Below are 18244 nucleotides of genomic sequence, written 5' to 3'. Positions count from 1 at the left end.
TTCGTGTTTTCCCGGCGCAGGTGTCACAGAACAGGGCGGTCCGGTGTCTTGTGCATGTGACATGGACCAGAGCGAACGAGCAGGAGCCGGTGATGAGCGAGCGCGTCGAGGAAGCGGCGGGACCGACCCGGGCGGGTGCGCGGGACGGCCGTATGGAGTCCGCCACCGAGGCGTTCGTCGAGCACCGCAATCTGCTGTTCACCGTCGCCTACGAGATGCTCGGCTCGGCCGCCGACGCGGAGGACGTCCTGCAGGACGCCTGGCTGCGCTGGGCGGGCGTCGACACCGACACGGTGCGGGACAAGCGGGCCTACCTGGTCCGCATCACCACGCGGCAGGCGCTGACCCGGCTGCGCACCCTGCGCCGGCGCAAGGAGGCCTATGTCGGCTCCTGGCTGCCGGAACCGCTGCTCACCGCCCCCGATGTGGCCGACGACGTCGAACTGGCCGAGAGCGTGTCGACGGCGATGCTGCTGGTGCTGGAGACGCTCTCCCCCACCGAGCGGGCGGTGTTCGTGCTGCGCGAGGTCTTCGGCATCGACTACGACGAGATCGCGCAGGCGGTCGACAAGAAGCCGGCGGCGGTTCGCCAGATCGCGCACCGGGCGCGCACCCACGTGGCCGCGCGCCGGCCCCGCGGGCCGGTGTCGCCCGACGAGTCGCGGGACGTGCTGGAGGCGTTCCGTCGGGCCATCGAGACGGGCGACCTGCAGGGCCTGTTCGACATCCTCGCCCCGGACGTCGTCTTCATCGGCGACGGCGGAGGGGTCGTCCAGGCCGCGCTGGAGCCGGTCGTGGGAGCCGCCCCGGTGGTCCCCCTGCTGGTGGTGATCCCCGCGATCAGGTCGCTGCACTCGGTGTACGTCAACGGCCACCCGGCCCTGCTGCTCCGCCGGGACGGCGAGGTCGACACGGTCGTCACGGTGCGCATCGAGGGCGGCCGCATCACCGGGCTCTACGCCGTGCGCAACCCCGCGAAGCTGTCCCGCCTCGACCGGGAGACCGCGGTGATCCGCTGACGAGCAGAGGGCCGAAAAGACGGCCGAAAAGACGGCCGAAATGACGAAGGCAAGGAGCTCGACCACTCCTTGCCACTCTCAACGTATAGCGCACAGGGGGGCTTGCGGCAAGGCCCCCCTCGTACCGCAGAATCGCCCGGCAACGGCACAACCTGCGGAAACGGGGATTTTTCATGATCGATGTACTCATCGCCGGTGGCGGCCCGACCGGCCTGATGCTCGCCGCCGAGCTGCGCCTGCACGACGTGCACGTGGTCGTGCTGGAGAAACTGACCGAGCCGACCGCCGAGTCCCGGGGGCGTGGCCTGCACGTGCGCAGCGTGGAGATGACGGACCAGCGCGGCCTGCTGGACCGCTTCCTCGCGGCCGGTGAGAAGTTCCAGGTCGGCGGCTTCTTCGGGGGCATCCACAAGCCGTGGCCCAAGGGGATGGACACGGCACACCCGTACGGTCTCAGCATCCTGCAGCCGGTCACCGAACGGCTGCTGCGCGAGCGCGCGCTCGAACTCGGCGCCGAACTCCGGCTCGGCTGCGAAGTGGTGGGGCTCGCCCAGGACCCCGACGGGGTGACCGTCGAGCTGGCCGACGGCACGCGGCTGCGCTCGCGGTACCTGGTCGGCTGCGACGGCGGCCGCAGCACCGTGCGCAAACAGCTGGGCGTCCCGTTCCCCGGGGAACCCGCCAAGGTCGAGACGCTGCTGGGCGACATGGAGATGACCGAGGACCAGGACACCGTCACCGCCGTCGTGGCCGAAGTCCGCAAGACGGAGCTCCGCTTCGGCGTCATCCCCAACGGGGACGGGGTGTACCGCGTCGGCGTGCCCGCGGGGGAGGTGGCCGAGGAGGGTGCGGACGCGCCGACCCTGGAGGAGTTCCGGCAGCGGCTGCGGGCCGTCGCGGGCACCGACTTCGGTGTGCACTCGCCGCGCTGGCTCTCCCGCTTCGGCGACGCCACCCGGCAGGCCGAGCGCTACCGGGTCGGCCGGGTGCTGCTGGCCGGCGACGCCGCCCACATCCACCCGCCGACCGGCGGCCAGGGCCTCAACCTGGGCATCCAGGACGCGTTCAACCTCGGCTGGAAGCTGGCCGCCGAAGTGGCCGGCTGGGCACCGGAGGGGCTGCTGGACAGCTACCACACCGAACGGCACCCGGTGGGCGCCGCCGTGCTGGACAACACCCGCGCCCAGATGACGCTGCTGGGGACCGATCCGGGCGCGGTCGCGCTGCGCGGGCTGCTGTCGAGGCTGATGGACTTCGAGGAGGTGAACCGGTACATGACCGAGACGGCCTTCGCCGTCAACGTCCGCTACGACCTCGGCGAGGGCCACGAACTGCTCGGCCGGCGGCTGCGGGACGTACAGCTCAAGAGCGGTCGCCTGTACGAGCTGATGCACGACGGTCGCGGACTGCTCCTCGACCGCACCGGCGCGCTCTCGGTGGCGGGCTGGGCCGACCGGGTCGACCACGTCGTCGACGCCGCCGAGGAGCTGGACGTGACCGCCGTCCTGCTACGGCCCGACGGTTACGTGGCATGGGTCGGCGAGGACCAGCGGGACCTGCTCGGCTCGCTGCGGAAGTGGTTCGGCAGCCCTTCGGACTGACTGGGGGTCATTCCAGGGAGCCGGTGAGGACGACGAGCTGCCCGGTCGCCCGGGTCATCGCGACATAGCGGTCGACCGCCCCCGCGACACCCGTGCCGAACTCCTCCGGGTCGACCAGCACCACCAGGTCGAACTCCAGCCCCTTGGCCAGCTGCGGCGTCAGCGACCGGACCCGCGGCGTCTCACGGAACGAAGGATCACCGATGACACAGGCGACGCCCTCGTCATGGCCGGCGAGCCAGGCTTCGAGGATGGCGTCCCGCTCCGCCACGTGGCCGCGCACGACGGGCAGACCGTTGCTGCGCACGGAGGTCGGCACGTTGGCATCCGGCAGCGCCGCCCGGATGACCGGCTCGGCCTCCGCCATGATCTCCTGCGGCGTACGGTAGTTGATGGTCAGGGAGGCCAGGTCGATCCGGTCGAACCCGACCCGCTCCAGCCGCTCGCGCCACGACTCGGTGAAGCCGTGCCGGGCCTGGGCGCGGTCCCCGACGATGGTGAAGCTGCGCGACGGGCACCGCAGCAGCAGCATCTGCCACTCCGCGTCCGTCAGTTCCTGCGCCTCGTCCACGACGATGTGCGCGAACGGACCGGCGAGCAGGTCGGGTTTGGTGCGCTGCGGCGCCTCGGCGGCGACCAGGCTGTTCTGCAGATCCTGCCCGGTCAGCATCGTCATCAGCATGCCCTGCCAGTCGTCGTCGGTCCGCAGCAGGTTCTCGGTGACCTGCGCCCGGTACGCGCGCTCGGCGGCGACCGCGGCTTCCTGCCGGCGCTTGCGGCGGCCCGAGGCCGGGTCACCGAGCCGCTGCCGGGCCGCGTCCAGCAGCGGCAGATCGGACACCGTCCAGGCCTGCGGCTCCTTTCGCTGCAGCGCACGGACCTCGTCGCGGGTGAGCCAGGGCGCGCACATCCGCAGGTAGGCCGGCACCGACCACAGGTCGCCGACGACGTCGGCCGCGTCCAGCAGCGGCCAGGCACGGCCGAGGGCGGCGTTCAGCTCCTCGTCCTGCCGCAGCGCCCTGCGGAACAGCTCCGGGGAGACATCACCGTCGTACTTGTCGCCGAGGATCTCGACCAGCTTCTCCCAGACCTGCTCGCGTCCCTCGTTGTGCGCGGTGCCCGGTTCCGGTGCCTCGAAGGCCTCGGCCCAGTCGGCGGCGGTCAGCCGGATGCCGGACCAGTCGACCGTGACGGTGAGCGGCTCGGTGGGCGGCTCCTCGTAGAACCTGACGGCGGTCTCGATCGCCTTCACCATGTCCGCGGACGCCTTCAGCCGGGCGACCTCGGGGTCGCTCTCCACCGTCGCCGAGGCGCCCTCCGCGACGAGATCCAGCAGGGTGCAGGTCTGCACGCCCTCCTCTCCGAGGCTGGGCAGCACGTCGGAGACGTACGCCAGATAGGGCCGGTGCGGGCCGACGAACAGGACACCGCCGCGGCGGTGACCGAGGCGCGGGTCGGAGTACAGCAGATGCGCGGTGCGGTGCAGCGCGACGACCGTCTTGCCCGTGCCCGGCCCGCCGTCGACCACGAGGGCACCGCGCGACCCCGCCCGGATGATGGCGTCCTGGTCGGCCTGGATGGTGGCGAGCACGTCACGCATCCGGTCCGAGCGGTTGCCGCCGAGGCTGGCGATGAACGCGGACTGGTCGTCGAGCGCGGCCCGCCCCTGCAGACCGTCCTCGGTGAACACCTCGTCCCAGTAGTCGCTGATCCGGCCGCCGTGCCACCGGTACCGGCGGCGGCTCGCCAGACCCATCGGGTCGGCGTGGGTGGCCGCGAAGAACGGCTCGGCGGCGGGGGAGCGCCAGTCGATCAGCAGCCGCCGCCCCTCGCTGTCGGTGAGACCCAGCCGGCCGATGTACACGGGCTCGGAGTCGTCCGCGCCGACCATGTGCCCGAGGCACAGGTCCAGGCCGAAGCGGCGCAGGGTGCGCAGCCGGCCGTTCAGCCGGTGGACCTCGATGTCCCGGTCCATCGCCTGCTGGCCCGTGCCGCCGGGCGCCCTGAGCTCGGCGGCGAGCCGGTCGGACACCTCGGCGATCGTCTGCTCCAGGCACGCGGCGATGGCCGCGAAGTGCCGCTCGTCGCCGGCGATGAGCGCCGGGTCGGCCTTGGCGGACAGACGGTCGGGGAGGTCGAAGGCGCTGGTGGTCAGGGGGTTCAAAGGATCAGCTCCGTTCACGGGCCGCGCGCGGGTGTGTCGTGGTCTCTCGGGGTGGGGCCGGGGGCCTGGGACGGGGTCCGAGGACCGGGGGCAGGGACTGGGGCCGGGGCCTAGAGGCAGGGACAGCGGTCCGGGAGGTCCCGCCGGGCCGGCCGCGAAGGGCCGGCCCAGGTCGGTCCGGCCGGACCCGGGCCGGCCCCGGGCGCCCCCGTGGCTCAGCCGGCCGCGTCGAGCAGCAGGCGTGCGGCCACCGCCGCACCGTCCGTGCGGACCATGCCCGCCACCGCGCTGGCCCGGGCGCGGGTCGCCGGGTCCAGGGCCGTCCTGAGCGCGGCCGACAGGGACTCGACGGTCGGCGTCGGGCGGTCGTGCGCCGCGCCGATGCCCAGCTCGGCCACCCGGCCGGCCCAGTACGGCTGGTCCGCCAGCTGGGGCACGACCACCTGCGGCGCACCGGCCCGGGTGGCCGTCGTCGTGGTGCCCGCGCCACCGTGGTGCACCACCGCGGCCACCCGGGCGAACAGCGCCTGCTGGTTCACCTCACCGACGGCGAAACAGTCGTCCTCGGCGTCGATCAGGGACAGATCCGCCCAGCCGCGACCGAGCAGCACCCGGCGCCCCTGCGCCCGGACCGCCTCGACGGCCACCTCGGCGACGTCCGCCGCCCCGTGCATCGGCATGCTGCCGAAGCCGACGTACACCGGCGGCTCACCGGCCTCCAGGAGCGCCACCAGCTCGGCCGGCAGCGGGCGTTCGTCCGCCACCAGCCACGCGCCGGTCTGCACCACGCCGAGGTCCGGCATCCCCTGCCATGGGTCGAGCACCGGGTCCGTCGCCAGCCACGGCCGCTCGCCGACGACGTAGTCGCGGACGCGGTCCACCGGGGGCAGGCCGATCGACGCCCGATTGGTGTTCAGCGCCTCACCGAACAGCGCGTCGATGTGCTGCGCGTCGAGCTCCCACAGCACCCCGTTGTCGGTGACCTCCGGCGGGAGCGGCCGGCCCGGATAGGCCAGCGGCCGACGCACCGGTGACGGCAGAGTGACCTGCTGGAACGTCACCGACACGGCGGGCACGCCCAGTTTCTCCGCAACTGACAGCGCGCCGGCCGCCGCCGGGAGCATGCCGGTCGCCACCAGGGCGTCACATCCCTCGGCCGCCTCGGCGACCGCCTCGATCTGACCGGCCATCAACCGGGCCGCCCGCTCCGGCAGCGAGGACGCCGGCAGAGCCGCCTTCGTCAGCGCCCGCGCCGACGGACCGACCGGCACCAGCGGCACACCGACGCCGGCCAGCCGCCGCGCGAAGTCCTCGTCCGGCGGCGCGCACACCCGCACCTCGGCGCCGCGGTCCCGCAGCCGCACCGCCAGCCCGGCCAGCGGCTCGACGTCCCCTCGGGAACCATACGTAGACAACACCACACGCATTGCGCGACCCCACCCTTTTCGACCCGCTTCTGGCTTCGGCCGCCGATTCTGCGGCACCACCGGGGCCTTGCGGCAAGCCCCCCTGTGCGCTATACGTTGAGAGTGGAAAGGAGCGGGTGACCTCCTTTCCCTTTCTTTTTGCGCCGATTTCTCGCCCCCTCGCGCGCCCCCACCACGCGCTCGCGCACTCCGACCGCGCCCCCTCGCGCACCCTCACTCCGTCGTCGCGGACGCCTCCACCGCCAACCCCCTGCTCCCCCTGCGCGTACGCATGCACGAGACCCGTCCGCGGTACCCGATCGTGTGACGGCGAGTCATGCGGACGTGTGCGTATGGTTGCGTATTCTTCACCTCGCGGTCGCATATCATCGGCCGGAGCACTGAGTTGTTGGGGTCTGACCAGCGCCTACATCCACCGGAGCCCGCGGCAGGCGTCAGCAGTTTTCACACCATCTGCATAGGGGGGTATCCGGTGAAGGGGTCTGACGTGCCAGTGGTCTCGGTGGTGATACCGGTCTACAACGCGCTGCCCTATCTGGAGCAGACGCTCGCCTCGGTCGCGCAGCAGTCCATCGGCATGGACGCGCTGGAGGTCGTGGCCGTGGACGACGGCAGCACCGACGGCAGCGGTGAACGTCTCGACGCGTGGGCGGCGGAGCAGCCCTGGCGGATGAAGGTGATCCACCAGGAGCCGTCGGGCGGCCCGAGCCGGCCGCGCAACGTGGGGCTCGACCACGCCACCGGCACCTATGTGTTCTTCCTCGACGGCGACGACTGCCTGGGCCCCGAAGCGCTCGAACGACTGGTCGCGATGGCGGAGAAGAACAACTCCGACACCGTCCTCGCCAAGCTGGTCGGCGTCGGCCGCCGCGTCCCCAAGCAGGTGTTCGCCAAGAACGTCGACAAGGCCGACCTGTCCAAGGGCGACGTCTACTACACGCTGATGCCGTTCAAGCTGTTCCGGCGCAGCATGCTGGAGGAGCACAAGCTCCGCTTCCCGGAGCACATGCGCATCAGCGAGGACCAGCACTTCGTCGCCCGCGCCTATCTGCACAGCAAGGTCATCTCGATCGTCGGCGACTACGACTGCTACTACGTCGTCAAGCGCGGCGACGACGGGAACATCACCGCGAACGGCCTCGAACTGCGCACCGCCCTCGAACAGGCCGACGAGATGGTGGCCCTGGTCACCGGTATGACCGAACCCGGGCCGCTGCGCGACCACCTGGTGACCCGTCACGTCCGGGTGGAGATGGTGCGCCGCTTCGACCAGCGCTACCTCGACGCCGACGCCGCCACCCGCCGCGAACTCGTGGAGACGGCCCGCCCCTACGCCGAGAAGTGGGTCACGCCCGCGATCCTCGCCAAGTTCGGCCTGCACGAGCGGATCGTCATCCACTGCCTGCGCGAAGGGCTGGTGGACGAACTCACCGCGGTCATCGAGTGGGAGCTCGCCGGCCGCCCGGGCAAGTCGCTCGTCCGGAACGGGAAGCTGTACGCGGCACCGCCGTTCCCGGCGCCCGACGCGGCCGAGTACGAGGACCTGTGCGAGATCACCTCCGACGCGCTCAAGGTCAGCCCGCGCCGCCGGCTCGACCACCTGCTGTGGCAGGGCAGCGTCCTCGAACTGGGCGGCTACGCCTACCTCGACCAGGTCGACACCGACGACCTGGTCACCGAGCTGATCCTGCGTCACACGCGCAGCGGCAAGGAGGTCGCCGTCACCTGCGACCAGGTGCCCTCCCCGCACCTGACGGTCGCGCGCGGCAAGGAGACGTACGACTACGGGCGGGCCTGCTTCCGGGTCCGCGTCGACCTCGCCTCCGCCGACGACGGCCGGCCCCTGCAGTCCGGCGACTGGCATGTGTCGCTGCGGTGCAGCGCCCACGGCCTCAGCGCGCGCGGCGGCCTCGGCACGGCGCTCGGCAACGGCGTCGGACGCCGCGGTCCCCACGCCGTCTCCCTGCCCGGCTCCGGGAAGCGCGTGCACACCGCCCGGGTCCGGCCCGACGGCGCACACCTGGTGCTGCACCTGGAACAGGCCCCGTCCGCGGTCACCGCCTACGCCTTCAGCATCACCGGCAAGGCCGCCCGCGCCATACGCGCCCGCCTCACCTAGGCCGGCCCGGGGCCGGGGCGGTTTCGGGGAGGCGGCGTGCCGGACCGCCGGGACATCGGGAAGACTGGGCGGCACACAGCGTAGGAGGAGAACAGCTGCCGATGACCGATCCCCGCCCGGCCTCCGCGTCCCGTCAGCCGACGATCGCCGATGTGGCGCGCGTCGCCGGTGTCTCGCGTACGACCGTCTCGCACGCGCTCAACGGGCTGGGCAAGGTCGACCCGCGCACCCGTGAGCGGGTCAAGCGGGTCGCCGCGGAACTGGGTTACCGGCCCAATCTGCGCGCCCAGCGGCTGCGGCGCGGGGAGGCCAGGGCGATCGCCCTGCTGTCGTCGATGCCGCTCGCCGTGGCCGGCGGGCCGTCCCGGCTGGGCTTCTACATGGAGGTCGCGGCGGCCGCCGCCGAGCACGCGCTGGCGCACGGGTTCGCGCTGGTGCTGCTGCCGCCGGGGGAGTCCGGCGCGGGGCTGCGCACCGTCGACGTCGACGGCGCCATCGTCGTGGAACCCCGGCAGGACGACCCGGTGGTGGCCGAGCTGAAGGACCGCGGGCTGCCGTGGGTGGCGCTGGGCCGGCCGATGCCCGACGCCGGGCAGGCGCCGTACGTCGACCTCAACGGCGAGGCGGTCACCGAGCTGCTGCTGGACCACCTGGCCGGCGAGGGCGCCCGCAGCGCGGCGCTGCTCACCGCGCCGGGCACCCGGTCCTCGGCCGTGGACGCCCGGGCGGCCTACGCCCGCGCCGCCGAACGGCACGGCTGGCCGCCGGTGACGGCCGTCGCCGAGGAGTCCGGCGGCGAGCAGGCGGGGTACGAGGCGTGCGCGGCGCTGCTGCGCGAGCATCCCGGCATCGACGCGCTGTGCGTGATGGTCGACGCGTTCGCGGTGGGCGCGGTGCGCGCGCTGCACGAGAGCGGACGCGCGGTGCCGGACGACGTCCTGGTCGTCACCCGCTACGACGGCCTGCGCGCGAGGACCTGCATGCCCCCGCTGACGGCGGTGGACCTGCACCTGGAACAGGCGGCGGCCCAAGCCCTCACCCTGCTCCTGCACCACCTACGCCCCGACACCCCCACCCACCCCCCACCATGCCAAGCCCCCGCTTGATCCGAAGAGCATCCTCCACCAGGACCCACTGACACCGGGGACGACGGCCCACCAAAAGGGGCGCGGGGAACTGCGCGACCAGCCCCCCACCGCCCCGCACCCGAAAGACGACCGCACCCGGCAGACGCGACCGCCCCGGCAAATAGAGCCGCACCCGGCACAACGAGCCGCACCCGGCACAACGAGCCGCACCCGGCACAACGAGCCGCACCCGGGATGTCAGAGCCCCAGAATGAGCACCAGCCCAGACACCAGCGCGAACACCAGCACCCCCAGCCGCAACCGCCGCGCATCGAGCCGATGATGCACCAGCCGGCTCAACGCAGCGCCGGCGGCCAACGCGGGCAGCATCCACAACGCGGCCCCCAGATGATCCACATGCGCCCGCCCCGTGGCGAACAGCAGCACCAGCGACGCGGCCTCGCCCAGCAGGAAGCACACCGCGACCGTGGCCCGCAGCTCCGGCGGCGGCCGGTGCTGGTACACCAGCGCCAGCGGCGGACCGCCCACACCGGTGGCCGTCTCGGTGATGCCGGTGACCAGACCGGCCCCCACGTACGCCGCACGCCCCGGCGCGAACGCCGGCGCGGCCAGGCTCACCAGCGCCGCGAGCACGGTCGCTACCCCCACCAGGAGCCCGAGATCGTGTTCGGGGACGGCGGCGAGCAGCACCAGCCCGGCCGGCGTGGCCGCGAGGCGGGCGCCGGTGATCCAGCCGGCGCCCCGCAGATCGATACTGGACCGCTCCCGCCAGGCCACGTACAGGTTCAGCGGGATCATCGACGCGAGCAGGAAGACGGGCAGCAGCCCGGGGTCGGCGAGCCCGGCCACCGGCGCCACGATCAGGGCGTAGCCGAGGCCGCTGGCGCCCTGGACGAAGGCGGCGACGGCCACGGTCACGGCCAGCAGGGCGAGGGCGTCGCCGCTCATCGCGCGGCCTCCGTGGAGGGCTTGTGCACCCGCACGATCGGGGCCCGCCCCACGACGTCGGCGGCGAGTTCGCGGGCTCGTGCCACCAGGGCCGGGCCGTCCCAGTTCAGGGGCCGGCCGTGCCACAGCCGGAGCCGCCCGCCCGTGAACACCCCGGTGATCTGGTCCCGGTTGCCGCGGCGCAGCAGCTCCCAGGGCAGGTCGTGGGAGGCGGCGAGCTCCGGGACGGTGAGGTCGACGAGCAGGAAGTCGGCTGCCGAGCCCGCGGACACCACGCCCGTGCGCACGCCCGCGACACCGGCCTTCGTGCCCAGGCCGACCGCGTCGGCGCCCAGCCGGGTGCCGTGGTCGAGCCAGGTCCAGCCGCCGCCGCAGGAGGAGTCGCCGCTGGCCAGCCCGTGGGTGAGGCGCTGGGCGGTCTCGGCGGCGTCGAGCAGCCGGAAGGCGTCGCCGCGGGTGCCGTCGGTGCCGAGGCCGAAGCGGATGCCCTCCTCGGCCATGAGCAGCGCGGGCGCGACCGCGTTGCCCTTCCAGGCGCTGGCGACGGGGTTGTAGCTGACGGCGGTGCCGGTGTCGCGCAGCAGGGCGAGTTCACGGGGCGTCAGCAGGGTGGCGTGGGCGGCGAGCAGATGCGGCCCGAGCACCCCCAGGCGGTGCAGATGCTCCAGCGGGCGCAGTCCGTGTCGTACGAGAGAGCGCTCCACCGCGGCCAGGTGTTCGTTGACGTGGATCTGGAGCACCGCCCCGGCCTCGGCGGCGAGCCGGGCCAGAGCGGTGAGGGTGGGCTCGGTGGCGGCCTCGGGGATGGAGACGGCGAGCGAGGGGTGCACCAGCGGGTCGCTCGCGTAGCGGGCGAGGTGCTTGTCGGCCCGGGCGAGCACGTCGTCCGCGCCGCTGTCGTCCGCGTCGTTGCAGATCGCGCCCAGGACGCAGCGCAGGCCCGCGTCGCGTGCGGCGCTCGCCACGGCCTCCACGTCGATGGGCGCGCGGGTGCCGGCGTCCGCGACGGTGGTGAAGCCGCCGCGCAGTGCCTCCCACGCGGCGAGCTTCGCGGACACGTACGCGGACTCCTCGTCGAGCGCGCCTTCCAGCGGCACCCACACCCGGCGGAAGATCTCCGAGGGCTCACCGAAGGCCAGGGCGGACCCGAAGCTCTGGGTGAGGTGGTGGTGGGCGTCGACGAAGCCGGGCAGCAGGGCGCAGCCGGGCAGCCGCACGGGGCTGAGCCCGGGGTGGTCGCGGAGCACACGGGCGGCGGGTCCGACGTCGGTGAAGGCGGCGCCGGTCACGACGACGGCGTGGTCCTCGGCCGGCCCGTCGGGCAGCCAGACGGCGTCGGGGACCAGCAGCAGCGGGCCGGGGTCGGGGCTGAGCAGGGGGAGCATGTCGTCCTTGTCGTAGAGGTGCGGGGGATTCACGGGCGGTGTTGGTCTGAGGGGGCGTCAGTCGCCGGGCCGGCCACCGCGGGCGCGGGCTCGGCGGTCGCCGCCTTGAGGGAGCGGGAGATCCACGGCGCCCGGTGGAACAGCGCGTGCAGCAGGGCTGCGGTGAACGCGCCGACGGCGACGCCGCTCTCCAGGAGGATGCGCGGGGTGGGCGGGAGCTGGCCGTACACGCCGGGGACGAGGATCGGCAGCAGGCCGGCGGCCAGGGCCACGGCGACGATGAAGCTGTCGGTGTGGTCGTCCAGGCCGCTGCGGCCGAGGAGCTGGATGCCGAGGACGGTGATGACGCCGAAGACGACCAGGGCGGTGCCGCCCACGACGGGCGCGGGGATCGCGTTGACGAGCCGGGCCACGGGGGCGAGGAAGCCGACGGTGATCAGCACCAGCCCCGCCGCGACCGTGACGAAGCGGCTGCGGACGCCGGTGAGCTTGACGATGCCGATGTTCTCGCCGCTGGTGACCATCAGGGGCAGGCCGAAGAACCCGCCCGCCAGCGAGATGACCGCGTCGCCGCGGATGGTCCTCGGCGCGTCGCGGCGGGCGTCGGGCTCCAGGCCGACGGCCTCGCTGTTGACCACGGTCTGACCGGTGGCCTCGGCCATCGAGGCCACGCTGTAGACCAGCAGGGGCAGCGCGGCGACGAGGTTGAACTGCGGGCTGCCGAACGGCATCAGCTCGGGTGCGTGCAGCAGCCCGCCGCCCGCGTCGCCCAGATGCACCCGGCCGAGCAGGGCCGCGAGCGCGGTGCCGGCCAGCAGGCCCAGCATGACGGCGAGTTGGCGCAGCGTGCCGCGCAGCAGCGCGTAGGCGACGACGGTGAAGCCCACCGTGGCCAGGCCCAGCAGCAGGGCGCGCGGCTCGCCGAAGGCGCTGGTGCCGGGGCGTCCGGTGACCAGCAGGGCGCCGACCTTCACCAGGTTGACGCCGACGATGACGATCATCGTGCCGATGACCAGGGTCGGGAAGAACTTCAGCAGCCGGGAGAACACCGGCAGCACGACGAAGTAGAAGACGGCCGTGATGATCACCGCCCCGGTCGCCGTGCGCAGCCCGTGCTGGTCGGCGATGGAGAGGAACAGCACGAGCGGTGCGCCGCCGGGCAGCATGACGAACGGCAGCCGCGCCCCGAAGCCCCACGGTCCCAGGGACTGCACCAGGGAGCCGAGGCCGGACAGGACGAAGGCGGCGGACAGCAGGTTGGCGGTCAGGGCGGGCGTGAGGTGCAGGGTGGCGCTGACCAGGAAGACGCTGGAGATCGGGGTGGCGGCCATGACCAGCACGTGCTGGATGCCGAACAGCAGCATCCGGTGCAGGGGCCGGTAGACGTCGACGGGGTGGCGCTGCCGGTCGTCGGCCTGCGCGGCGGTGTCGGGGTCCGGGGCGGGGCGGGGAGCGGTGCGTAGCGACACGGGGGGCTCCGTTTCGGGGTCGTCTCGCTCGATGGTTCGGCCTCACGATGGCCCGGACGGCGGCCAAATCGATTTGGCCAAATCGATTTGGCCGCCAGTATGGAAGGGGTGGTGGGGGGAGTCAATAGGTCGACGCGGAGCGACGGCGATGACTTCGGCGCGGCCGGCCGGTCATCCCTTTCAGCGCAGGAACGGAAGGAGATCCGCCATGCCGGAACACATAGCCGCCCGGCAGCCCGTCACCGAACTGGACGCCCGCTACAGCTCCGCGCTCCATCCCCGCCCCGGCGCCGCGGAGGTCACGGCCACGCAGTGGGCCGAGGCGGAGCGACTGCTGGAGAGTGCCGAGATCTTCTGGGTGTCCACGGTGCGCCCCGACGGCCGGCTGCATGTCACGCCCGTGATCGCGGCCTGGCACGAGGGCGTGCTGTACTTCGCCACGGGTCCCGGGGAGCAGAAGGCGAAGAACCTCGCCCACCACGCCCGCTGCGCCCTCACCACCGGCGGCAACTCCCTCACCTCGGGGCTCGACCTCGTGGTGGAGGGCAGCGCGGAACGGGTCGCCGATCCGGCCGTGCTGGAGCGGGTGATCTCGGCGTACGAGACCAAGTACGGCCCGCACATCACCTCGCCCGAGGGCACCTTCCACGGCCTGGGCGACGCCCTGCGCAAGGGCGACGCGGCCGCGTTCGCGGTCGTCCCGGCGACGGCGTACGGCTTCGGGCGCGACGACGGGGTGTACTCCCACACGCGGTGGTCGTTCTGAAGGAGACCCTCCGGGAATGTCCGGCCGTGGAGCGCTGTTGCAGCCCACGTGACTGACATGCACCGACCAGGATCGGTGGTGCCGGTCCGGGAAAGGAGAGCCCCATGGCACGCAGCACCGTGCGTCCCGTCGTCCGGCTGAAGTCGACCGCAGGGACCGGTGTCACCTACGTGACGCGCAAGAACCGGCAGAACGACCCCGACCGGCTGGTCCTGCGCAAGTACGACCCGGTCGCCGGGCAGCACGTCCTGTTCCACGAGGAGCGCTGAACGAGCGCGCGGGACGCGCGGACGGGCCCGGGCCTCGCACGAGGCCCGGGCCCGTCCGCGTGAACTTGCGCCTGGCCCTCGTCCAGGCCCCCGCCGAGACCTTCGAGCAGTTCGCCGAGGGCCTGCGGTGGCGCATGAAGTCACCCGACCGCGCCGAACTCGTCGTCTATCCCGAGGCCCACCTCTACTCCCTGCACGTGCCGTCCCTGACCGAGGAGGAGATCCACGCGGCGCACGCCGAGCCGCTGGACGGCCCGCGCGGTAAGGCCCTCGGCGAACTGGCCCGCGAGCTGGGCATCTGGCTGGTGCCGGGCACGGTGCTGGAACGGGCAGCGGACGGCACGGTGTACAACACCGCCGTCGTCTACGACCCGAACGGCGACCTGGTCGCGCGCTACCGCAAGATCTTCACCTGGCGGCCCTACGAGCCGGTCTGCCCCGGCCGCGAGTTCGTCGTCTTCGACATGCCCGGCCACGGCCGCGTCGGCCTGTCCGTCTGCTACGACAGCTGGTACCCCGAGCTGACCCGGCACCTGGCCTGGATGGGCGCCGAACTCGTGATCAACATCGTGCAGACCCCGACGGCCGGACGCGCCCAGGAGATCCCCCTCAACCAGGCGAACGCCATCGTCAACCAGGTCTGGGTGGCCAGCGTCAACGCCGCCGCACCCACCGCCCACGGCCGCAGCCTCCTGATCGACCCCGAGGGACACATCCAGGTGTCCTCCCCGGGCGCGGAGGAGATCACGCTGCTCAGCGTCGTCGACTTCGACCGCGTCCCCGCCGCCCGGAAGTACGGCACGAGCGGCGACTCCTGGCCCTGGGACCACTTCCGGCCCGGCGACAGCCCCCTGGAGCTGCCGCTGTACGGCGGCCGTATCGACCCCGCGACCTGGCGCCCGGCGATCTCCCCGGAGACCCCCGCCGCGCTGCGCCCCGCCGAGGGGAGCGCGTCCCGATGAGCGACCAGGTCAAGCTGTCGGGCCGGCTGTCCCTGCCCTCGGTCGTGACGTTCGGCCTGGCGTACATGGCGCCGAGTCTGGTGATGGTGATCTTCGGGGTGATCGCCACCGCCAGCGCCGGAACCGCGCCGACCGCCTTCCTCGTGGCGACGGGCGCGATGTTCCTCACCGCGCTGAGCTACGCCAAGATGGCCCGGCACTACCCCGTCTCCGGCTCGGCGTACTTCTACGCCCGCGAACTCATCGGCGCCCCGGTCGGCTTCCTCGTCGGCTGGGCCGTACTCCTCGACTACCTGTTCCTGCCCATGGTGGCCTGGCTGGTGCAGTCGCTGTATCTGAACGCGCAGTTCCCGGCCGTGCCGGTGTGGGTGTGGATGCTGCTGAACGCCGGTCTGACGACGCTTGTCAACATCATCGGGCTCACCCTCACCGACCGCGTCAACAAGCTGCTGACCGCCCTGGCCGTCTTCCTCGTCCTGCTGTTCGTCGCCTACTGCCTGGTCCACCTCGCCCACCACGCGCCCGCCTCCTACACGGCACCCGTGTGGAACCCCGCGACCGGTCTCGGCGGCCTGTCGGCAGCGGCCGCCGTCGCCGCCTACTCCTACCTCGGCTTCGACGCGGTGACCACGCTGTCCGAGGAGACGCGGGACGCCGAACGCACCATCCCCCGCGCCGTCGTCCTCGTCATCGCCATCGGCGGCCTGCTCTTCGCGGCGGTGGCCTACGTCATGCAACTCGTCCACCCCGGCGGGGTGTTCGACGACCCCGAGATCGTCGCCTACACGATGTCCGTCGAGGTCGGCGGACAGACCTTCGCCGACTGGACCAACCTGGCCGGCATCGTCGGCGGATTCGCCTCGGGCCTCGCCGTGCAGCTCAGCTCCAGCCGGCTGATGTACATCATGGGCCGGGACGGAGTGCTGCCGAAGCGGGTCTTCGGCGCGCTCCACCCGCGGACCATGACGCCGGTGTACTGCCTCCTGATCACCGGAGCGATGTGCGTGCTCGGCCTCGACATCTCCCTCGCCACCGCCACGTCGTTCATCAACTTCGGCGCGTTCCTCGGCTTCACCGTGGTCAACGTCTGCGTCATCACCTACTACCTCCGCCACCGCTCCACCGCCCGCGTCGGCCTCTTCGGACACGTCGTCGTCCCCGCCCTCGGCGCCTGCGTCACCGTCTACCTCATCACCCGGCTCAGTACGGCCGCGCTCACCATCGGCGGGTGCTGGCTGGCCGTCGGCTGCGCCTGGCTGCTGTGGCTCACCCGGGGCTTGCGGCGCCCCACGCCCCGGCTGAGCAGCGGCGACGAGGCGGACGCCGGGCAGACCGCCCCGCAGTCACTGTTGGGTACGTGACACAAGCATCCGGTAACGATCCAGGTGCGTCCCTTGTGACACCTTTCACCCCCCATAGCATCCGTACATGCCCTTCTTCTCGCCTCGCGGCCGCACCCCGCGCCTCACCCCGGAACTCGACGACGCCGACCTCGGCAAGCTGCTGAAGCGTCTGCAGTCGGCGACCCGGCTGAGCATGGCCGGCGGGACGGAGATCTGCGTGGCCCAGATGGCCCAGGTACTCGAACCGGACGACCTGAGCGCCGACCGCCGGGCCCACCGGCTGTCCGTCCTCGCCGAGTTCCTCTCGGACTCCCATCTGCCGTCCGCCTGGGCGAGACGGGAGCCGCGCAACCCCCGCGCGCTGCTGCTCCAGGCCTGGTCGGAACTCGAACGGGGCCGGGGCACCGGTCGCATGAGCGATGCGGCGGCGGCCTGGAAGTCATGTCTGCTGGCCGCCGAACTCGACCCGGCGGATCCCTCGCCCTGGGTGGTGATGCTGGGCATCGCCCGGCTGGAGCGGTACGCCGAGCGCGAGGTCTTCGCCGTCTGGAACGAGATCGTGGCCCGGGACCGCTGGAACCGCGAGGCGTACCTGAGCATGCTGGCCTATCTCAGCCCGCAGGAGGCGGGCTCCCTCGGCCAGGTCCTGGAGTTCGTCGGCACCCTGCGCACCCGGATGCCGGCGAACGCCCCGTGCGCCTCCGTGGAACTCGCCGCGGACATCATGCAGTACCACTCGGCCCTGGCACGTGGCGGAGCGGAGGCACTGCTGGCACGCAACCACTGGAACGGCAGCCGGGTTTCGCAGTTCCTGGACCGTGCGCTGGTCACCTGGCCCAGCCCGGCCTTCTTCTCCCACGCGGCGGCCATCGCCGATCTCAACCTGCTCGCCTACGCCCTGAACGCCGCCGGCGGGCCCAGGGAGACCGCCCCGGTGTTCGACGCCATCGGCGGCAGGGTCACCAGCCGGCCCTGGAACGCCGACGGCGACCCCGTGGCGGCGTTCGAGGCCGCCCACAACAAGGCGCGGTGACCATCGCCGCGAGCAGCCGGAAGGCCCGGACCGTCACCGGTCCGGGCCTTCCTCTCTCAGCGCCTCTCGGCGCTCGTCAGCGTTTCAGCCGGGTCACCCCAGCTTCTTGAACGCGGCCTCCCCCCGCTCCCAGAGGGTGACGTCCCCGAGCGGACACTCGGGGAACTCGCCCCGCAGCAGACGGGTGAGGAACTCCGCCATCCCGCAGTCGTAGCGGCTGAACTCGATCTTCCCGCGGTTGAACACCAGCACGGGCCAGGCCGCCGGGTCCTCGCCGGAGGCGTCCCAGCACATCAGATCGGCGCTGGAGGCCGCGCCCCAGGCGATCAGCCGCGGCGAGGTGCCTTCGAGACCGGGCGCCTTGTAGGCGTCCGCCCAGGTGTCCTCGGCGTTGCCGGTCTCCTCGACCATGCCGTCCCAGCCGACCTCGGCCAGCGGCCCGTTCGGCTGCGGCGCGACGACGACCAGGAAGTCCTGGACCACCCCGGCGCCGTACACCTCCATGAACCGCATGTAGTCGGGCGGGAACGGCCGGCCCCACGACCGGGCCATCTCGTCCCAGTCGACGGTCCTGCCGCCGTCCGCCGGCGGTGGCATCAGCCGCATCAGGAGATCCACGTCGGCTGCCGTACTCATCCGTTGTCCTTCCCG

15 protein-coding genes are annotated in these 18244 nt (G+C 72.6%); 9 read left to right on the top strand and 6 right to left on the bottom strand.

Annotation, left to right across the window (positions count from 1 at the left end):
* The first annotated feature begins 92 nt into the window (after nucleotides 1-92).
* Together C3489_RS17780 and rox are read left to right on the top strand one after the other, a co-directional pair.
* Nucleotides 93-1019, top strand: a complete 927-nt coding sequence (locus C3489_RS17780; RefSeq protein WP_103782824.1) for an RNA polymerase sigma-70 factor — start codon at nucleotides 93-95, stop codon at nucleotides 1017-1019.
* 173 nt (nucleotides 1020-1192) lie between these two features.
* Nucleotides 1193-2620, top strand: coding sequence for a rifampin monooxygenase (rox, locus tag C3489_RS17775; RefSeq protein ID WP_103782823.1), 1428 nt, complete (start codon nucleotides 1193-1195; stop codon nucleotides 2618-2620).
* A gap of 7 nt (nucleotides 2621-2627) precedes the next feature.
* Here the strand turns inward: rox and helR are convergent, their stop codons facing one another.
* The gene (helR, locus tag C3489_RS17770) at nucleotides 2628-4784 is read right to left on the bottom strand and encodes an RNA polymerase recycling motor ATPase HelR (protein ID WP_103782822.1); all 2157 of its coding nucleotides are present in this window, start codon (nucleotides 4782-4784) and stop codon (nucleotides 2628-2630) included.
* A gap of 215 nt (nucleotides 4785-4999) precedes the next feature.
* Nucleotides 5000-6211, bottom strand: coding sequence for a glycosyltransferase (locus C3489_RS17765; RefSeq protein WP_103782821.1), 1212 nt, complete (start codon nucleotides 6209-6211; stop codon nucleotides 5000-5002).
* 487 nt (nucleotides 6212-6698) lie between these two features.
* Here C3489_RS17765 and C3489_RS17760 point away from each other — a divergent pair, with 487 nt between their 5' ends.
* The gene (locus C3489_RS17760; protein ID WP_181139721.1) at nucleotides 6699-8330 is read left to right on the top strand and encodes a glycosyltransferase family A protein; all 1632 of its coding nucleotides are present in this window, start codon (nucleotides 6699-6701) and stop codon (nucleotides 8328-8330) included.
* Between the two features lie 101 nt (nucleotides 8331-8431).
* Nucleotides 8432-9436 (top strand): LacI family DNA-binding transcriptional regulator, encoded by a 1005-nt coding sequence (locus C3489_RS17755; RefSeq protein WP_103782819.1) that lies wholly within the window; start codon nucleotides 8432-8434, stop codon nucleotides 9434-9436.
* A 219-nt stretch (nucleotides 9437-9655) separates the two neighbouring features.
* Here the strand turns inward: C3489_RS17755 and C3489_RS17750 are convergent, their stop codons facing one another.
* Genes C3489_RS17750 through C3489_RS17740 form a run of 3 tightly spaced genes read right to left on the bottom strand, consistent with a single transcriptional unit; the run spans nucleotide 9656 to nucleotide 13115 of the window.
* Entirely contained in the window at nucleotides 9656-10366 is a 711-nt protein-coding gene (locus tag C3489_RS17750; protein ID WP_103782818.1) for a sulfite exporter TauE/SafE family protein, read from the bottom strand.
* Nucleotides 10363-11751: an amidohydrolase family protein gene (locus tag C3489_RS17745; protein ID WP_103782852.1), complete on the bottom strand. Its 1389-nt coding sequence runs from the start codon at nucleotides 11749-11751 to the stop codon at nucleotides 10363-10365. The genes C3489_RS17750 and C3489_RS17745 overlap by 4 nt, the downstream gene beginning before the upstream one ends.
* Before the next feature lie 29 nt (nucleotides 11752-11780).
* Complete coding sequence (locus C3489_RS17740; protein ID WP_103782851.1) at nucleotides 11781-13115, bottom strand: uracil-xanthine permease family protein; 1335 nt, start codon at nucleotides 13113-13115, stop codon at nucleotides 11781-11783.
* A gap of 313 nt (nucleotides 13116-13428) precedes the next feature.
* On the opposite strand from C3489_RS17740, the gene C3489_RS17735 reads away from it, so the two are divergent.
* The 5 genes from C3489_RS17735 to C3489_RS17715 all read left to right on the top strand — a co-directional run bounded on the left by C3489_RS17735 (nucleotide 13429) and on the right by C3489_RS17715 (nucleotide 17593).
* Nucleotides 13429-13986 carry a pyridoxamine 5'-phosphate oxidase family protein gene (locus C3489_RS17735; RefSeq protein ID WP_103782817.1) on the top strand — a complete coding sequence of 186 codons (558 nt, stop codon included), beginning with the start codon at nucleotides 13429-13431 and terminating at the stop codon, nucleotides 13984-13986.
* Nucleotides 13987-14090: 104 nt separating this feature from the next.
* Complete coding sequence (gene rpmG, locus C3489_RS17730) at nucleotides 14091-14255, top strand: 50S ribosomal protein L33 (protein WP_103782816.1); 165 nt, start codon at nucleotides 14091-14093, stop codon at nucleotides 14253-14255.
* A 59-nt stretch (nucleotides 14256-14314) separates the two neighbouring features.
* Entirely contained in the window at nucleotides 14315-15217 is a 903-nt protein-coding gene (locus tag C3489_RS17725; protein WP_103782815.1) for a carbon-nitrogen hydrolase family protein, read from the top strand.
* A complete protein-coding gene (locus tag C3489_RS17720) occupies nucleotides 15214-16578 on the top strand; it encodes an APC family permease (RefSeq protein WP_103782814.1) in 1365 nt (454 codons plus the stop codon). Before C3489_RS17725 ends, C3489_RS17720 begins: the two co-directional genes overlap by 4 nt.
* A gap of 67 nt (nucleotides 16579-16645) precedes the next feature.
* Complete coding sequence (locus C3489_RS17715; RefSeq protein WP_103782813.1) at nucleotides 16646-17593, top strand: hypothetical protein; 948 nt, start codon at nucleotides 16646-16648, stop codon at nucleotides 17591-17593.
* A 93-nt stretch (nucleotides 17594-17686) separates the two neighbouring features.
* On the opposite strand, the gene C3489_RS17710 is transcribed toward C3489_RS17715, so the two are convergent.
* Nucleotides 17687-18229, bottom strand: coding sequence for an SMI1/KNR4 family protein (locus C3489_RS17710; protein WP_103782812.1), 543 nt, complete (start codon nucleotides 18227-18229; stop codon nucleotides 17687-17689).
* Nucleotides 18230-18244: the final 15 nt, after the last annotated feature.

Origin of the sequence: Streptomyces sp. Ru71 (genome assembly GCF_002920535.1) — a bacterium.
GTDB lineage: Bacteria > Actinomycetota > Actinomycetes > Streptomycetales > Streptomycetaceae > Streptomyces.
Note: the sequence above shows the minus strand (reverse complement) of the source record. Positions and strands in the feature narration are given on the sequence as shown.